Here is a 15,792-nt window from a genome sequence, read left to right on the forward strand (position 1 = left end):
TCTCGCAAATCCTTCAAACGGCCCCTGAAATCCGCCGCGAACGGCATCTTCGCCGTCACAGGGCCTCGCCAGTTCCGAAAACCGGTCTGATTTTCGCCCCGCGCGCCTTGTCTGGCCCGCCATCCTCGCCTATTAACGCCCCCAACCACAGGGGCCCTGCTCCTACCATGGCGCCTTCAGGAGAGGTGGCAGAGTGGTTGAATGCACCGCACTCGAAATGCGGCATAGGTGCAAGCCTATCGGGGGTTCGAATCCCTCCCTCTCCGCCATTGACCCGACCTCCATCAATCTGTGAGCGCGAGCGGTAAAGTATCCAGTGATGGCGATGAAAATCGGACCGCAGCCCGAGAAATGGCTGCGCAAAAAGGCCAAGCAAGGGATGCGTGGCTATCCGGTCGGTACGCTTGCCTTCTACGGTCCCGACAATCAGCGGGCCTCGAAGGTTGCGGTGTCGGTGATCCGGTATGAAGGAGCTGAGCCCGATCTGCGTCGCTGGTTTTCGGAAGCCGGCGACGTGCGAACCGATCGGACAATTCTCTCGGAGATCGCTGCGCATCTGCGTCAAAGCTCAGTGCACTCGGTGGCGATGGTGGACGGAATCATTGGATGTCCGCACGAAGAAGGCGTTGATTATCCGATGGGCGAGCCTTGCCCAAGGTGTTCCTTCTGGAAGGGACGAGATCGCTGGACAGGCGAGTTGGATCCCGGCTGAACATTGCGCACACTTCAGGGCGGCATTCTGGCGGTCACGCATGCGATCTGCGAACGCAGCCTCACTGGTTGACCTGCTACGCAGCAACCGACAACCCGGTGCCCCCACCAAAGCAGCGCCAGCTTGAACCCACCACCCCCACGATCCGACCTAGCAATGCCCCACCCTCCGCCGGCACCGAGGTAACCCACCCCAATGTTCGAAAAGACCTACCGGGATCGCCTCGAAGCTGATCTTGCGCAATGGGAAGCCGATGGCGTGATCGCGCCGGCGGCGGCCGCTTCCATCCGCCATGCGCTGCCGCCGCTGCCTGCGGGCATCAACATCGCCGTGGTCGTCGGCATCGTCGGCGGTCTGTTGATCGCGGCCGCGTTCCTTGCCTTCGTGGCGGCGCACTGGACCGAGATCGCGCGGCTGGTGCGGTTCGCGATCCTGCTCGCCGGCATGGTCGTCACAGGCAGCCTCGGGGCCTGGTTCGCTACGACGGGCCGCAATGTTCTCGCCGATCTCTGCGCCAGCGTTGGCGCCATCATCTTCGGTGCGGGCATCGCGCTGGTCGGCCAGATGTATCATCTCGGCGACGACTTTGCCGGCGGCATGCTGCTGTGGTCGATCGGCGCGCTCGCCGCGGCGCTGCTGACCGGCTCGCGCGGTGCGCTCGCGGTCGGCCTCGTCGCCGCCGGCATTTGGACCTGCATGCGGATCTACGACGCGCCCGACGTCCTGCATCTTCCGTTCGTGGCGGTCTGGCTGATCGCAGCAAGCCTTGCCTTCGCCTGGAATTCGCGCGCCGCCGCGCATCTCGTCGCGCTCGCGGTGCTGCCGTGGTGGATCGCGACGTCGCTCCGCTTCGAGTTCGACGGCGCCCAGCCGTCCTTCGTGCTCGCCAACGGCGCCGCCCTGCTGTTCGGCGCCGGGCTCGCGCTCGCAGCCTGGCCCTCGCCGAGGGCGCTCCGGCTCGGGACCGTCCTGTCGATCTACGGCGCGTTCTCGCTGGCCGCTGTCGCTGTCCTGGAGGTGACGACGGTCGACGACTTCATTCGCTTCCGGACCGGCACCGCGTCCGGCCAGCCGCTGTGGGCGATCCTGTGCGGGGCCGCAGGCGTGATCCTCGCCCTCGTCTCCGCCACGCTGACGAAGCGCGCAGGTGAAATCCTCGCAGCCTGCGCGATCGGGCTGGTGTTGCTGGCCGCGCCGATCTGGCCGGTCTCCACGGCCGGCGAGCCCTGGTTCGCTTATGCCGCGCTGCTTTGCGCCATGCTGTGCCTCGTCGTGTCAGGCGTGCTCGATGACGTGCGCCCGCGCATCGTCGCCGGCTGGCTCGGGATCGCCGGTGTGATCGCCGGCATCACCTGGGCGGTGAAGGGCTCGTTGCTGCGCCGCTCGGCATTCCTTGCTGCGGCCGGCATCGTCGCTGTCGTCTTTGCAACGGCGCTCAATCGCGCGCTGCCGAGGGCCGCGCGATGAACAGGCTGGTCACGTCCGTTTCCGAATTCTGGCAGCGCATCCCGAGGGCCGTGCTGTTCGGTGTCGCCGTCCTGCTGCAATGCGTTCTGCTGGTGCTGATGGTCGCCGACCGCATGCAGATTTTGCGCGAGGGCCGCGAGGTGACCTTGCAGACGCAGCCGGTCGATCCGCGCGATCTCCTGCGCGGCGACTATGTCGTGCTGCGCTACGACATCTCGCAGCTGCCGGCCGGTGCGCTCGCCGGCAAGCCGGCCGAGGCGCGCAATCCCGTCGTGTTCGTCAAGCTTGCGCCCAATGCCGATGGCGTCTACGCCGCCGTTTCGGCGCATGCCGAGCCGGTGCCGGTCACGGCGCCCGAGGTGCTGATCCGCGGCCGCGTCAGCCATTCCTGCGGATCCAACATCCGCACCTTCTGCGACAGGCTGACGATCAAATACGGTCTCGAAAGCTATTTCGTGCCCGAAGGCGAGGGCGGCAAGCTCGAGCAGGCCCGCAACCAGCAGAAGCTGCGGATCGTTGCCGCCGTGCTGCCCTCAGGCCGCGCCGCCATCAAGCGGCTACTGCTCGACGGCGAGCCGGTATACGAGGAGCCGCTATATTAGCCGGACGTCGTCGCCTGTGCCTGCACGGGCGTTTCGTCCGCGATCCCGGCTTCGTGCGCTCATTCGGGATCCGACATCGCCTCGTGTGCGCCGTGACAATGTTTGAAGCGCTTTCCTGAATTGCACGGGCAAAGATCGTTGCGTCGCAAGCCTGCAAACGCCGCCGGCGTCATTGCTTCTTCGGGAATCTCCGAGAGTGGCGTTGACGAGCCGTTCGATCCTGCGGCCGCCAATTCCGCGGCCGGCGCCCTGCGGCGATTCATCAGCCACCCGGCCAGTATTCCGGTCACCACGAACCCGCCCAGCAGCGCCATTCCCATCTTGGTGTCGTTCGCTTCCTTGCGCTCCTTCTCCTCGGACTCCCTCGCCGCTTGTAAGCGCTGCTCTTCCCGTTCCACATACCACTTTGCAGCGGCTTGTAGCGCCGTCGGCGGAACCGTCCAGCTCACCGATGATTTTTCCGGTCTCGAAAGAACGATCGCCCGCGACAGCAGTGCCATTTGCGACGGCGACTTGCTTTCAGAACTGACTCTGTTCGCCGTCAAACGCGATGCGAGCCCGAGCGAAACCCCACCGCAGACCGACGAGACCAGCGTCAGACGACGGTTGCCCTTCGCTTCTTCGAGGGTTTCCCAGCGCCCCAAGCCTGGAAGCGAATCCGGCAATGCAACGTGATCGATCTCATGCGCGTCGATCAGTCGCGTGAGATCATACGCGTAGAGGTTCCGCTCCTTCAGGATATGTGCAATCGCGAAATGCCGGTAGATATTGTACATGTCGCGCCAGATCGGCTCGGCACGAATTGTCTCCTCCATGCGAGCGGTCCAATCACAGGCGAACTCCCTTGCGATGGGATCTTCGTTCCCGCTCTTGGCACCTGCATCTGCGTCGGCATCCGCGTCGCTGAGGATCACTTGGGCCGACTGCAGAAACGCTGTTTCATAATCGTGTGCATATTCGAACTTGCCGGGTTCAAACCAGAACCGGCGACGGCTGCTCCAATCGCCCGTGGACGTGCCAGCCCGAAGCATCTGCCGCGACTGGTTGAGCCGGCGCGTGAACGTCCCGGGCAAGGGCGGATCAACCGGCAATTGAAGCGTGCCCTGCGAAACCTGCTTCATGCGATAATCGGCTTCGACGAGCACCTTCGTCACGCGGGAATGCCTGGGCAGGGCGTCCACGCGAACCATTTGCGGCTGTTGCGAGCACATCCGCAGGTATTGTTGCTTCGCGGCCGCGTCGCGCCCGGCAATCTGGTCGAGACCGGGGGTTTGGCTTCTGTCCGGGTCCAGAGAGATTCCCGGCTCGATCTTTCCGTACTTCTTGTCGGCTGACCTGATCGCGACGATGAGATCGTCGAGGTAGAGATCGGGTTGGCCCCTCTCGGCAACTCCGCAAAGCAGGATGTCGTTGTCGTCGTCCCGGCAGACAGCGTCGATGCGGGTCAACCCGGTAAGCCGCTTTGGTCCGCCCGACTTCGCCCGCTTCAAGGCTTCGCGCAGCGAAACCGCGACGTCCGCCCGCATGTCCGTGATCGACGTCGCGGGGGGAGCCTTGCAGGCGCTGTCAGCCGCCGCCGCAGCCAGGGGCTGTTGCGCGACGAGCGCGCTTACGCCCGACGCCAGGAAGCCGCGCCGATTGACGAGCACTCTGTGCATCATGGAGGTCTATTTCCCCGCTTCGAGAAATTTCGAGGTTAAGTATCCGGCTTCTTCAAATTGAGAATCTTGCGCCTGAGCTCGCCCAGGTCGCTTTCCTTCCCCGTCGGAGCCGCTCCGATGTGCACGCCGCCGACAGGTGCCGCGGATGGCGAATGAGCTGGACTGCCGGCGTTCGACCCGGATGGCTTTGAGCCGATTTCAGGTGAATTCGAGCCTGATCCAGCTCGCTCGCCGGCGCCGCTGACGCCCGACTCTCTGGTTGGGAAGGAATTTCCGCTTGGGGAGGAATTTGGTCTTCGGGCGCTGGGGGCCACTCGCCCGCCGCCGTCACCTGAAACGTCCGAGTCCAGCGGCGTGCGCTGATTGCGCCAGCGCTGAAGCTCCTGCAGCTCGCGAGCGACGGCGGCCGCGCCGTTCAGCCGCATCCTCTGCTCCTGGGGACTTTCGTAGTCCGGCCGGGTCGTGAGATTTTCTCTCAACGAAGCCTTGTCAATGCATACTCCGGAATCCCAGCCGTCTTGAGCGATGTGCTGCCCGTGCTTTTCGCACTCCATGCATTTGTTATACAGACCCTGCAATTCGACCGAGATGTAACTGCAATTCCAACTGGGACCGAACTTCTTCTGCAGGGTCTCGGCCTCGGCCGGACAATTGCATATTCCGAGAGCGGCAATTGCAGCGAGCATGAAGTAGCGCATGAATGTCGTTCAGCTGGAATGATGGGATCGGAATCGATAGGCGATAAAATATGTACAGCTCCGCAGCTTAATCCAGCGGCACCGTACGGCAACCTCTTTCTGTAGCCTTACCGGGAGCGGCTATACCAATTATTTCGGTGCCGCCTTCAATGCCCGCCGCAGCACGTCCCACGTCCGGGGATCGTGCATCTGCGCGACGTTGAAACGCATGAGGTACGAGGCGGTCTGCGACACGCTGAACACGTTGCCCGGCGCCAGCACGACGTTGTCCTCGAGCGCCGTGCGCGCGATCTGGGTGGCGTCCTGTCCGCCTGGGAGGCGGCACCAGAGAAAGAACCCGCCGCGTGGCATCAGCCAGGGTTCCACGCCCAGCGCCTGAAGCTTTCGCGCGACGTCGCGGCGCGACCGCGTCAGCTTCTGCCGGAGCTCGTCCATGTGCTTGCGATAGCCGCCGCCGGCCAGCACCTTCGCGATGATGTCCGTCGCGACCGGGCTCGGGCCGCCAAAGCTGGTTGCGACCTGGAGGTCGACGAGATGCTCGATCCAGTCGGCGCGCGCGGCGATGTAGCCTGAGCGTACCGAGGCCGACAGCGTCTTGGAGAAGCTGCCGATGCGGATCACGCGGGTGAGTCCGTCGAGCGCGGCAAGGCGCGGCGAGCGCTCCGGCTCGAAATCGCCAAAGATGTCGTCCTCGATGATGGTGAGGTCGTGCGCGGCGGCCACAGTCAGAAGCCGGTGCGCGGTCGCAAGCGACATCGTCGCGCCGGTCGGATTGTGCAGGGCCGAATTGGTGATGTAGAGCCGCGGCCGCTCGCTGCCGAGGATCTGCTCGAAGCGCGCGAGGTCGGGGCCCGTCGGCGTATAGGGCACGCTGACGATCCTGGCCTGATGCGCCCGCAGCAGCGCGCGGAAATTGAAGTAGCAGGGATCGTCGACCAGCACGGTGTCGCCGGGCCGGAGCAGGAAGCGGCAGACGAGGTCGGTTGCCTGCGTGCCCGAGCCCGTCAGCATGAGCTGATCGACGGACGCGGGAATCGCATCCTCGGCAAGGCGCGCGAGCAGCAGCCGGCGCAGCGAAGCTCCGCCGCGCGTGCTGCCATAGTCGGTCAACAGATCCGCATCGGCCCGCGCCAGTGCACGGACGGCCCGGCGCAAGCTCGCCTCCGGCATCCAGCTCGCCGGCAGCCAGCCGCAGCCGGGCTTTGGCACGGCGGCGTCGGCATCGAGCGATTGCCTGGAGACCCAGAACGGATCGACTTCCCGGTCGCGCCGCGGCTCGGCTTCGGCCAGCGCAAGCGGCGGCATGATCGTCGGCGAGACATAGAAGCCCGAGCCGCGGCGGGCACGGATCAGGCCTTCGGCGGCCAGGCGATCATAGGCTTCGACGACGGTCGACGGCGACACACCCATCGTGGTGGCCAGGCTGCGGATCGACGGCAGGCGGTCGCCGGCACCGAGCGCGCGGCCGGCAACCTTGGCGCGGATCGCGCTCATCACGTCGAGGGTCCGCGTGCCGCCGCGACCCTTGGATGGCGCTCCAATGTCCAAGGTGTGTATTGCCTTCCATACCCATACAGATTTGCTGGATTGTACTGGATTGTTACTGGCCGTGCCACCGCCGACAGCCGAGTATCGCGGCGCGGGAAAGGCGGAACGGACATGCAATCTGCGGGGAGCGGCTGGGGCAACGGCCTGCTCGGCGTCATCATCTTCAGCGGTTCCTTGCCGGCGACGCGCGTCGCGGTGGGCGGCTTCTCCGCGCTGTTCCTGACCTCGGCGCGCGCGGTCATCGCGGCGCTGATCGGTGTGGCCGTGCTGGGCGTGCTGCGGCAGACGCGGCCGCAACGAGCGGATTTCGCCTCCCTCACCATCGTCGCCATCGGCGTCGTGGTCGGCTTCCCGCTGCTGACCGCGCTCGCGCTCCAGCACATCACCTCGGCGCATTCGATCGTCTTCATCGGCTTGTTGCCGCTCTCCACCGCGGTCTTCGCCGTGCTGCGCGGCGGCGAGCGGCCGCAGCCCTTGTTCTGGCTGTTCGCGGTCCTCGGCAGCGCCACGGTGGCGGGCTTCGCTCTGTCCAACGGCGGCGCGGCGGCGCTCACCGGCGACCTGTTGATGGTGGCCGCGATCGTGTTGTGCGGGCTCGGCTATGCCGAAGGGGCCGCACTGTCGCGCCGGCTCGGCGGCTGGCAGGTGATCTCCTGGGCGCTGCTGCTGGCGCTGCCGCTGATGGTGCCGCTCGCGATTCTGACCTGGCCGGCGAGCTGGAGCGGCGTCAGCGTGCCCGCCTGGATCGGGCTCGCTTATGTCTCCGTGTTCAGCATGTTCGTCGGCTTCATCTTCTGGTACCGCGGCCTTGCGATCGGCGGCATTGCGCGTGTCGGCCAGTTGCAGCAGCTCCAGCCGTTCTTCGGCCTCGCGCTCGCCGGCCTGCTGCTGCACGAGCCCGTCGCCTGGAGCATGATCGTCGCGACGATCCTCGTGGTCGCCTGCGTCTTCTTCGCGCGCCGGTTTGCCTGAGGCCCCAGCCTCACTGCTGCCCGATCACCGTCCGCGTCAGCGCGCTCCGCGCAAACTTCTTCAGCGGCATCGGCTTGCCGAACAGGAAGCCCTGCACGAGGTCGAAGCCGAGCTCGTTCGCCGCGACGAGGTCGGCACGGCTCTCGACGCCTTGCGCCACCGCGCGCGCGCCGAAGCCCTGCGCCAGTTCGACGATGTGACGGCACACCGTGCGCTTCAGCCGGTCGCTGCCGCTGCCGGTGACGAATTGCCGGTCGGCCTTCAGCTTGACGAAGGGAATTTTGTCCAGCCCCATCAGCGAGGGCCAGTTGGCGCCGAGATTGTCGATCGACAGGCCGATATTGTGCAGGCCGATCTCGCGCGCGACCTCGGTCAGGGAATCGAGGTCGCGGATCGCCTCCTCGCTGTCGATCTCGACCGTCAGTCCGCCGAAGGCGGGATGCGTCGGCACGCGGCGGCAGAGATCGCGCACCGCCTGCGGCTCCTTCAGATAGGACGCGGGAAGATTGATCGACAGATCGACCGGGCTTTGTTGCTCCAGAAGATAGTGCCAATCCTGCATGGCGCGATCGATCACGAATTCCGACAGGTCGCGGAAATGCGGATCGTGCGGCTCCGGGATGAAATAGGCCGGTGGTACCACGCCCCAGGTCGGATGGCGCATCCGCACCAGCGCCTCGGCGCCGCTGCGGATCAGCGTGCGCGCGTCGATCTTGGGCTGGTACCAGAGCTCGAGCCAGCCGGCGTGCAGGGCCTCGCCGACATGCACGGCCGGGCTCGGCGCCGGCTCCTCCGGCAGCAGCATGGCGATGCGCTCGCGGAGCGTTTCCGCCGCAAAGGGCGTGGTGAGTGGCGGCAGCATGGCAAGGCCATATTCCTCGCCGACCTGCCGCACGGCCTTGACGATGATCGACTCGCGGGCGCCGACGGCGAGAACCTTGCCGGCAAATGCCTCGCGTACCAATATTTCGAGGAATCTTCCCGGCTCGATGCCGTCGGCGGCGACGCCGAGCAGGATCAGGTCCGGCAGTTCGGTGGCGAGCACGGTTTGCAGCTCGTCCGAGCTGGCGCATTCGCTGGTGACGAAGCCGAGATCCTCCAGCACCTCGCTGAGGAAGGCGCGCAGATGCCGCTTGCTGTCAGCCACGCAGGCGCGCGGCGTTACCTTTCGTCGTCCGAAGGTCACAGGCCTTCGTCCGACGAGTTCAACCATCCCATCGTTCATCAACACCACTCCCGTTCCGTGACGGTTTCTTAAACGCCGAGCGTGGGTTCAAATAAGGAGAGCTTCACATCGTTCTTGAATTATCTGAGTAACGTTAAGCCCTGCAATTCGAGCTAATTTGTCGACAGACTCTTCGCAAAGAATTCGCATACCCGGGCACCGCGCGCGCAACGCCTGCCAGCGCACGCGAAATGTCTCTCGCGCGATCTGAGCTGCGTCCTGCTCGCCGACGGATGGAAGCGAGCGATGCGGATGTGTGCCCTTTCGAAGCAACGACGAGACCGGCGCAGATTAATTTCCGGTGTTTCTTGGGGGTGTGCGTCCGCTCGTCCGCGACGAAGACGGTGAACAGGACCGCGTCGTCCGCGGTGGGCGGGCTGCGTTGCGCGGTCGCTCTCCCCGCTGGCTTTGCGGTGCATCGGGAGCGAGCGGCGGCGACGTTCGAAGGATTCGCGCTCGCGCGATGCGCGCAAGTTTCGCTTTCGCTCGTGACGGTTCTGCGACACCGCGTCCGGGCCCGCGGCTGCAAATGTGAAGTGCATCACACGCGCATTGCTGCACCTGCGCTATTGCTCCCCACAGCCGGTGGTGGGCTGTCGAGGATTACGACAATGACGATGCGGCGAATGATGTATTGGTGGTTCAGGGTCGTGATGTCAGGGCGATTTCTCGACCGCTTCCTGTGCCTGCCGCGCGCGCATTAAAGCGCGATGCGATCATCGCGCTTTGGGTTATTGTTCAAGCATGATCTTTTCGGAAAACCGCTCCGCACTTTTCCGGATCATGCTTTAGGCACCTCGCGCGATATCAGGTCTGCCCGATCAATTTGCGAAACGCCGCCGCGCCGTCCTGCACCGCGTCGCGGCCCTTCCAGGCCAGATAAGTCAGCTTGCCGCCGAGCGTGTCGTGGCTGCGCAGCCGGCGAGAGCCGAGAATGTGGCCGACATTGGACGGGAAGCGGCTCACCTCGGCGGACACCAGCGCTGCGATCGCGTCCATCAATTGCTGGAGCCGGGTTCCCCATTCGCAACCCTCGATGCCGTCGATGCGCACCTTGAGCGCATATTCGGTGTCGTAGATCTCGGCGAGCAGGTCGCGGGCGACCAGGACCCGGTTGTGCCGGAGCGCGATCCGAAGCGCGAGGCGCTTGTCGTCGAGCCGGTCGAGCACCATGGGAATGACGCAGGCATAGGGCGTCGCGGCGACATCAGTGACGCTCTTGCTCGCAGCGGCCTTGGTGGCGAGACGCGCCAATTGCCAGGGCGTCGTCAGGCGCCTCGCCACCAGCGTCAGCGCGAAGGGCAGCGCATCGGGATGAGTCTTCTTGAAGGCATCGAGCTGCGCGGTGATCTGGGCAACCCGGCCGTCGTCGAATTTCGCGATCTTCTCAGGCAGCTTTTCGTTGAACTTCGGCAGCGCCTCGCCTGCGCGCAGCACGTGCTGCATCTTCCTGACGTCGTCGAAGGCGCTGCGTGAGGCCGTGTATTGCGCGAGCTTGCCGCGCGCGAATTCGGTGCTCTCCGCGGTGGCGAAGGTGCTTTCGAGGACCTTGACGACCTTGATCTGGAAGGTCGAGGCGACCTTCAGGACTTCCTTCGGGTTGTTGGCGGCAACCCGGTCGTTGATCGCCTTGATGTAGTCGCGTGCCATGGTCGGCAGCAGGTCGCGGCAGATCCACTCCCAGATCGGCGTGAGGGTGTTGCGCGAGATCCGCCCCATATTGGCGTGCTCGGGCGCGCCATCGATCAGGAGCAGTTCGAGCGGCGCGAAGAAATAGCGAGACGGGCTGGTGGCGCGCGCCTGGGTCGATCCGTCCTTGCGAAACTCGGCGCGCAAGCGCGACTGGATGTCGGACGAGCCGGGCATGTCGATACCGCACAGCTCGAGCCGTTCGAGTTCGCTGAGCAGACAGCTGCGCGACAGCGGCGTCAGCCTCTGCAGGAATTCCGACAGCCGATCGATGTCGTTCATGGCACGCAATCTTTCGCAGCGTTTCCCGCGGGCGTGCGGGCCCAATGCGTGGAGGCATTTGCGCGCTCTCTACTTCCCCTCAGAGAAGCAAGTCGCCGTTAATTAATCCGTAAAACCCGGGGGGGCGGCGTCGCCAAAGCAGCGGTTAAGGATGATTTCGCCTGTCTGCCCAAGATTTTGGCGAAAAACGCAACCCCTGCGTGGGCGAGCGGCGACGAACGCAAGCACAAATTGTGCCTGTGCCGCCACTTTAACGCAAAACCGACAAAATCACCGTAGTCTTACGGAGCAAAAAGTTAACCACAGACCGCCCCCGGTTCCGCTAAACGAGTGACATGGGGTCACAGAATGATACGGCCACCGATTCGCGGCCGTCGGAATGGTACGAAAGCAGCGCTGCTCCCACTGACGAGCTCGATTTCGTCCGCCTGAGCGCCGCCCGGGCCAAGGCCGCCGACGAAATGGCCGCTGCCATCGCCCGCGAGCTCAACGGCCCCCTGACGGCCCTGCTGCTCTACATGGGCGAGATCAAGCATCACAGCGACCAACTCGCGCCCGTGACCGGCGACCGTGCCTATTTGCAGCGGGTGGTCGAGAACGCGCTGGCACAAACCGAGCGCGTTTGCGGCCTGGTCAAGCAGCTTGCCGGTCCTCACAAGGGGGGCTTGTCGATCCCGTCCAGCGCCGAGGACGCAGAATCGAAGGCCGTCCGCGCCCAGCAAGCCCAGCGCGTGCCGAGCGCCGAACTGCTCAGCCTGTCGGGTCAGAAGCGGCTGACCAAGCGCGAGCGCGAGGTGCTGAGGCTGATCAGCGAAGGTTACTCGAACAAGCAGGGCGCGCTTCGGATGCAGATCAGTCCGCGCACGTTCGAGAGCCATCGTGCCGAGGCGATGCGCAAGCTCGGTGCGCGCAACACCGCGGATCTCGTCCGCGCGGCGCTGCTGCACTCGATCGACTGAGGCTGATGTGTTGCATCGCCGGCAGGCGGTGCGGACAAGGCCCCGAGAGATCTCCCGGGAAGTCTGGAAACCCGATCGCGCTCAGAAATAATCTTCGGCGAAGGGACGCGCGCGCGAGACAGGGCGCAGCGGCTTGATCTCTTCCTTCGGCCCGTTCGGGATGATCGTGATGGTCCAGCGGGGCGGCATGCTCGATTCATGCTCCAGCACCGAACGCACGAAGCCGGTCACCGTGGACTCGCCAGCCTTCACCGTCGCCATGCGGCCGTTGAACTGTGCGATACGGAAGCGGCGAACCTCCTTCTGGTCCGCGGTCTCGTAGGTGAACATGGAAACCCTCCTGGTTTCCGGCGACTATCGCCACCTATGATTAGCCATCTGTGAAAATCCCAAGCCGTAGAAGTACGGCGGGGTTTCGCGCAGTCTGCACCGCGCGCTTTAAGCAGATGCTTGAAGGCAATTCGAAGCGCGATGACGATTGGTTTTGATTGGTTTTGAAGGCCTCGCGCTTCAGCCCTGCGGCTCCTGGGCGCGCGCGGCGGCATAGGCCGCGTCCATCAGGTCCAGGAGATCGCGGAATTCGCCATCGCCGAGCCTCTCTGCGGACTTCTCCAGTCGCAGCGCCAGTGCCGCGAGCCTGACATAGCCGAACGTCCCGGCCGCACTCTTCAGCGAATGCGCCTCGCGCGCGATTTTGGCGTGGTGCTGCGCCAGCGAGAGCGTGCGGAACGATTGCAGGCGCGCACAGGTCTCGCTCCAGAACACATCCCGCACTTCGCGGGCACCGTCCTCGCCGATCTCGCGCACCAGCGCCTCGTAAGCGCGCGGCTCGCGCGCGGGCTCGGCATCGAGCGCCTTCTGCGCGGGCGCGATCGTGACTTCAAACATGGGCCTGCCTTGATCACGGGTCATCTGTCGCGCGGCACGTCCCGGCGCGAGGGCTGCCCCCGTGTCTACGGCATTCGAATTTCAGTTCCGGTAGCAGGACACAAGGTGTTTGCAGCCCGGCATTAGCCGGCAGTTTACCATGCGCGCGGCGGTCAGCGCGCGCCGAGCAGCCGGTCGTACTGGGCCTTTACGGTGGCGTAGCATTCGCACGCCGTCTGGCGCAGGCCGTCGAGGTTGGTGATCTGGATGTGCCCGCGGCTGTAATGAATGAAATTGGCCTGTTGCAGGGTGTTGGCGACCAGCGACACGCTGTTGCGCCGCGCCCCGATCATCTGCGCCATGGCCTCCTGGGTCAGCAGCAGCCGGTAGTCGCCCGAGAGGTCATGGGTGTGCAACAGGCAGCGCGACAGCCGCGACTCCACGGGATGGGCGGCATTGCAGCCCGCGGTCTGCTGGACCTGGGCGTAGACGGCCAGCCCGTGGCGCGTCAGCAACGTGCGCAGGGTGCTGCTCTGGTCGGCGGCGATCCGCAGCCGGTCGAGATCCATCACCGACGCGACGCCCGGCACCAGCACGATGGCGGTGTTCAGCGCGCACGCATCGCCCATGGTCGAGAGCGTTCCGAGCAGGCTGTCGCGGCCGATCATGGCGACTTGCACATGCTCGCCCTTGGCGAGCTTCACCACCAGCGAGATGACGCCGCGGTGGGGAAAATAGGCGCGCATCAGCGCCTCGCCGGTCTCGACCAGCACCGCGTCATGGGGCAGGTCGACTGTTCGCAGGTGCGGGCGGATCGATTCATAGTCGTCTGCCGACAGTGCGGACAGGAAGCCGTTGGCTGAACGCACCATCGTTTCCAAAAGCTGCCTCCCGTTCCCGCGCCATCGAATCGCGATAGACGAAATCACGCCATGGGCGCACAGGTTCCATCATGTTCACGTCGGGATATATTGGCAATTGGGACAAGTTGTCCGACCACGGCAGCACTCCTCCCACGCTGCGTGCACGCCGGCATACAGCTGATTGCGCCGCGCTGTCGTCACGGCACGGCTCCCACCAGACGGAGGTGGTGGGCCTTCACCGCCGAATAGCAGCCGCAGGACGTGGTCTCCAGCGCCCGCAGATCGACGATCTCGATCTGGCCACGGCTGTAGTGAATGATGCCGGCCCGCTGCAGCGCATGCGCGACCAGCGAGACGGCATTGCGCCGTACGCCCAGCATCTGCGCCAGCGCCTCCTGGGTCAGCGGCAGGATTTCACTGTCCGAGAGGTCGCGGGCACGCAGGAGCCAACGCGCGAGCCGCGCCTCGACCGGGTGCAGCGTATTGCAGAGCAGCGACTGCTGCGCATGCGCGAGCAAGGCCTGCTCATGACGGACCATCAGCTCGCGAAACGGCGGGCTCGCGGCTGCGACCGTACGGAAAGCTGCGATTTCAAGCACGGAAGCAGCCCCTGGGAACAGCACGACCGCGTCTGTCGGCGCGATGCCGTCGGCAAGCGCAGCGCCGCCACCGACGACACTGTCGCGGCCCAGCATCGCCACCTCGATCATCTGTCCTTCGGACAGACCCACCGTGATCGAAACGGATCCGCCATGCGGGAAGTAGACATATCTCAGCGCGGCACCCGCCTCGCCCAAGACAGATTTCCTGACCATTTCGACTGTCGTCAGATGCGGACGCAGCAGATCGAGATCTGCCGCGTCGAGCATTTGCAGCAATTGGTTGGACGGGCATCCGCTCGCAATCATCGAAGGTCAATCCGGCTTGTTCGATGTTCGTCATCCAGTTGCGCGGCGACAAAAACATATTGTAAAGGTTGTGGCGCTGTCCATATACCCGTTAGAGGGCAGACAGGCTGGGGCATTTGCGGCGGAAATGAGAATGGCGCGCTGATTCGCTCAGCCTGTGCGTCGGTCCTGCGGGGGTTGCGCAGGAACAAGCGGCAAGGGGGCTTTCATGAGCCGGAAGCATTGCATCCGCGCTGCGATCAGACGCCGGCCGACCCGTGCAGTCTCGTCCGTTGGACCAGCATTTACAGCCATCCAATATTGCCGTGAAGCCTGGCGTCGCGTGGCCGCAGATTTCGCGCCCATCTTCCCTGCGCCGCCAATGACATTCGCGACCGTCCGTTCTTCGACTGAAAACAAAGGAGAAAGGCGTGCCCCACGGTTCAGTTATTGGATCGCCGAAACGGGAAGCTCAAACGGGGACAGAAGGTCTGCGCCATATTCTCGTTGTCGACGACGACCCGATGGTCTGCATGGCCATCGAGGTCTATCTCCAGCGCAACAATTTTCGGGTAACGATTGCCGAAGGAGGTGAAGCCGGCCTGCGCGCGCTCGAACACCAGCAATTCGATCTGATGATCATCGATATCTTCATGCCGCACATGCGCGGGTTCGAATCGATCCGGATCTTCCACGAGCGGGCGCCGGTCATTCCGCTGATCGCAATGTCCGGCTATGCCTTTGCGAATCTGAATTCGCCTGCACCCGATTTCCTCCGGATGGCACTCGAGCTCGGCGCCGCACGCTGTCTGCGCAAGCCGTTCACGCCGCACGCGCTGCTCGCCGCCATCAACGATTGCCTGGCGGAGCATCGTCCCGACGGCGACATCGCCTCGGCCGCACGATTGGGTTAGCGCGGCGCGGGCCGCTACGGCCGCGGGGTAACCGTTCGTTTACCGCGTCCGCGGACCACGCAGATCGCGCCGCTAACGCGAACTGAGGGGCGCGACTGCGCCTCCGGTTGCGGACGGCGCGGTTCGATGTCCCGCAGGCCGCCCCTATCGTCCTTCATGAGCAGGATTTTCCGGCGCGCTTCGCCCGCTGTTATCGGCCCGTTTATCTCACGCGTCCCCACCGTTGCGGCGCGGAGCCGTTTTGCCGAAAAGCGCTGCCGCATGCGGTCGAACCGCAAAGTTCTCTTCAATATCCGTATTAGCACGGAGGATGAAATTAACGGGACTGTGAAAAGGGATGTCTAACGATCCAGAATAGGGACTTCCGTCCATGCCAAAAGGGTGGCGCAGGCGTCGAAGTCTGGGTTCAGGTCAGTAAGGCGTAGCTCATGGATGATCTGTTGCGG

General features: G+C 64.6%; 15 protein-coding genes and 1 tRNA gene. 7 read left to right on the top strand and 9 right to left on the bottom strand.

Annotation, left to right across the window (positions count from 1 at the left end; genetic code table 11):
• Window positions 1-179 precede the first annotated feature (179 nt).
• From AABA86_RS31305 to AABA86_RS31320, 4 genes are all read left to right on the top strand, one after another.
• Window positions 180-269 (top strand) — tRNA-Ser (locus AABA86_RS31305).
• Between the two features lie 50 nt (window positions 270-319).
• Window positions 320-712 carry a hypothetical protein gene (locus AABA86_RS31310; protein ID WP_338309528.1) on the top strand — a complete coding sequence of 131 codons (393 nt, stop codon included), beginning with the start codon at window positions 320-322 and terminating at the stop codon, window positions 710-712.
• Between the two features lie 195 nt (window positions 713-907).
• Window positions 908-2,179, top strand: a complete 1,272-nt coding sequence (locus tag AABA86_RS31315; RefSeq protein ID WP_338309529.1) for a DUF2157 domain-containing protein — start codon at window positions 908-910, stop codon at window positions 2,177-2,179.
• Entirely contained in the window at window positions 2,176-2,781 is a 606-nt protein-coding gene (locus tag AABA86_RS31320) for a GDYXXLXY domain-containing protein (protein ID WP_338309530.1), read from the top strand. Before AABA86_RS31315 ends, AABA86_RS31320 begins: the two co-directional genes overlap by 4 nt.
• Window positions 2,782-2,840: 59 nt before the next feature.
• On the opposite strand, the gene AABA86_RS31325 is transcribed toward AABA86_RS31320, so the two are convergent.
• From AABA86_RS31325 to AABA86_RS31335, 3 genes are all read right to left on the bottom strand, one after another.
• On the bottom strand, window positions 2,841-4,442 hold the full coding sequence (locus AABA86_RS31325) for an SEC-C metal-binding domain-containing protein (RefSeq protein WP_338309531.1): 1,602 nt from the start codon (window positions 4,440-4,442) through the stop codon (window positions 2,841-2,843).
• A 35-nt stretch (window positions 4,443-4,477) separates the two neighbouring features.
• The gene (locus tag AABA86_RS31330) at window positions 4,478-5,140 is read right to left on the bottom strand and encodes a hypothetical protein (protein WP_338309532.1); all 663 of its coding nucleotides are present in this window, start codon (window positions 5,138-5,140) and stop codon (window positions 4,478-4,480) included.
• A 129-nt stretch (window positions 5,141-5,269) separates the two neighbouring features.
• Window positions 5,270-6,634 carry an aminotransferase-like domain-containing protein gene (locus AABA86_RS31335; protein ID WP_338309533.1) on the bottom strand — a complete coding sequence of 455 codons (1,365 nt, stop codon included), beginning with the start codon at window positions 6,632-6,634 and terminating at the stop codon, window positions 5,270-5,272.
• Window positions 6,635-6,799: 165 nt separating this feature from the next.
• Here AABA86_RS31335 and AABA86_RS31340 point away from each other — a divergent pair, with 165 nt between their 5' ends.
• The gene (locus AABA86_RS31340) at window positions 6,800-7,660 is read left to right on the top strand and encodes a DMT family transporter (RefSeq protein WP_212252312.1); all 861 of its coding nucleotides are present in this window, start codon (window positions 6,800-6,802) and stop codon (window positions 7,658-7,660) included.
• A 10-nt stretch (window positions 7,661-7,670) separates the two neighbouring features.
• Here AABA86_RS31340 and AABA86_RS31345 read toward each other — a convergent pair whose 3' ends face one another.
• Together AABA86_RS31345 and AABA86_RS31350 are read right to left on the bottom strand one after the other, a co-directional pair.
• Window positions 7,671-8,885, bottom strand: coding sequence for an EAL domain-containing response regulator (locus tag AABA86_RS31345; protein WP_338309534.1), 1,215 nt, complete (start codon window positions 8,883-8,885; stop codon window positions 7,671-7,673).
• Between the two features lie 807 nt (window positions 8,886-9,692).
• Window positions 9,693-10,856, bottom strand: coding sequence for a hypothetical protein (locus AABA86_RS31350; RefSeq protein WP_212252317.1), 1,164 nt, complete (start codon window positions 10,854-10,856; stop codon window positions 9,693-9,695).
• A gap of 335 nt (window positions 10,857-11,191) precedes the next feature.
• Between AABA86_RS31350 and AABA86_RS31355 the strand changes: the two genes are divergently transcribed.
• The gene (locus AABA86_RS31355; protein WP_212252319.1) at window positions 11,192-11,815 is read left to right on the top strand and encodes a helix-turn-helix domain-containing protein; all 624 of its coding nucleotides are present in this window, start codon (window positions 11,192-11,194) and stop codon (window positions 11,813-11,815) included.
• Window positions 11,816-11,896: 81 nt separating this feature from the next.
• Here AABA86_RS31355 and AABA86_RS31360 read toward each other — a convergent pair whose 3' ends face one another.
• From AABA86_RS31360 to AABA86_RS31375, 4 genes are all read right to left on the bottom strand, one after another.
• Entirely contained in the window at window positions 11,897-12,145 is a 249-nt protein-coding gene (locus tag AABA86_RS31360) for a hypothetical protein (protein ID WP_212252321.1), read from the bottom strand.
• A gap of 180 nt (window positions 12,146-12,325) precedes the next feature.
• Window positions 12,326-12,703 carry an Hpt domain-containing protein gene (locus AABA86_RS31365; protein WP_212252323.1) on the bottom strand — a complete coding sequence of 126 codons (378 nt, stop codon included), beginning with the start codon at window positions 12,701-12,703 and terminating at the stop codon, window positions 12,326-12,328.
• A gap of 152 nt (window positions 12,704-12,855) precedes the next feature.
• Window positions 12,856-13,554, bottom strand: a complete 699-nt coding sequence (locus tag AABA86_RS31370; protein WP_212252325.1) for a Crp/Fnr family transcriptional regulator — start codon at window positions 13,552-13,554, stop codon at window positions 12,856-12,858.
• A gap of 188 nt (window positions 13,555-13,742) precedes the next feature.
• The gene (locus AABA86_RS31375; protein ID WP_338309535.1) at window positions 13,743-14,453 is read right to left on the bottom strand and encodes a Crp/Fnr family transcriptional regulator; all 711 of its coding nucleotides are present in this window, start codon (window positions 14,451-14,453) and stop codon (window positions 13,743-13,745) included.
• A 470-nt stretch (window positions 14,454-14,923) separates the two neighbouring features.
• Between AABA86_RS31375 and AABA86_RS31380 the strand changes: the two genes are divergently transcribed.
• On the top strand, window positions 14,924-15,346 hold the full coding sequence (locus AABA86_RS31380; protein WP_212252358.1) for a response regulator: 423 nt from the start codon (window positions 14,924-14,926) through the stop codon (window positions 15,344-15,346).
• Window positions 15,347-15,792: the final 446 nt, after the last annotated feature.

This window comes from Bradyrhizobium sp. TM233 (assembly GCF_036247965.1).
In the GTDB taxonomy this organism is placed as follows: Bacteria; Pseudomonadota; Alphaproteobacteria; order Rhizobiales; family Xanthobacteraceae; genus Bradyrhizobium; species Bradyrhizobium ottawaense.

What these genes read in the sequence shown, in the direction of transcription:
- AABA86_RS31375 (WP_338309535.1), bottom strand. Translation starts at nt 14,453, where the DNA reads ATGATTGCGAGCGGATGCCCGTCCAACCAATTGCTGCAAATGCTCGAC.
- AABA86_RS31350 (WP_212252317.1), bottom strand. Translation starts at nt 10,856, where the DNA reads ATGAACGACATCGATCGGCTGTCGGAATTCCTGCAGAGGCTGACGCCG.
- AABA86_RS31355 (WP_212252319.1), top strand. Translation starts at nt 11,192, where the DNA reads ATGGGGTCACAGAATGATACGGCCACCGATTCGCGGCCGTCGGAATGG.
- AABA86_RS31315 (WP_338309529.1), top strand. Translation starts at nt 908, where the DNA reads ATGTTCGAAAAGACCTACCGGGATCGCCTCGAAGCTGATCTTGCGCAA.
- AABA86_RS31325 (WP_338309531.1), bottom strand. Translation starts at nt 4,442, where the DNA reads ATGATGCACAGAGTGCTCGTCAATCGGCGCGGCTTCCTGGCGTCGGGC.
- AABA86_RS31365 (WP_212252323.1), bottom strand. Translation starts at nt 12,703, where the DNA reads ATGTTTGAAGTCACGATCGCGCCCGCGCAGAAGGCGCTCGATGCCGAG.
- AABA86_RS31330 (WP_338309532.1), bottom strand. Translation starts at nt 5,140, where the DNA reads ATGCGCTACTTCATGCTCGCTGCAATTGCCGCTCTCGGAATATGCAAT.
- AABA86_RS31310 (WP_338309528.1), top strand. Translation starts at nt 320, where the DNA reads ATGGCGATGAAAATCGGACCGCAGCCCGAGAAATGGCTGCGCAAAAAG.
- AABA86_RS31320 (WP_338309530.1), top strand. Translation starts at nt 2,176, where the DNA reads ATGAACAGGCTGGTCACGTCCGTTTCCGAATTCTGGCAGCGCATCCCG.
- AABA86_RS31335 (WP_338309533.1), bottom strand. Translation starts at nt 6,634, where the DNA reads ATGAGCGCGATCCGCGCCAAGGTTGCCGGCCGCGCGCTCGGTGCCGGC.
- AABA86_RS31370 (WP_212252325.1), bottom strand. Translation starts at nt 13,554, where the DNA reads ATGGTGCGTTCAGCCAACGGCTTCCTGTCCGCACTGTCGGCAGACGAC.
- AABA86_RS31340 (WP_212252312.1), top strand. Translation starts at nt 6,800, where the DNA reads ATGCAATCTGCGGGGAGCGGCTGGGGCAACGGCCTGCTCGGCGTCATC.
- AABA86_RS31345 (WP_338309534.1), bottom strand. Translation starts at nt 8,885, where the DNA reads ATGAACGATGGGATGGTTGAACTCGTCGGACGAAGGCCTGTGACCTTC.
- AABA86_RS31360 (WP_212252321.1), bottom strand. Translation starts at nt 12,145, where the DNA reads ATGTTCACCTACGAGACCGCGGACCAGAAGGAGGTTCGCCGCTTCCGT.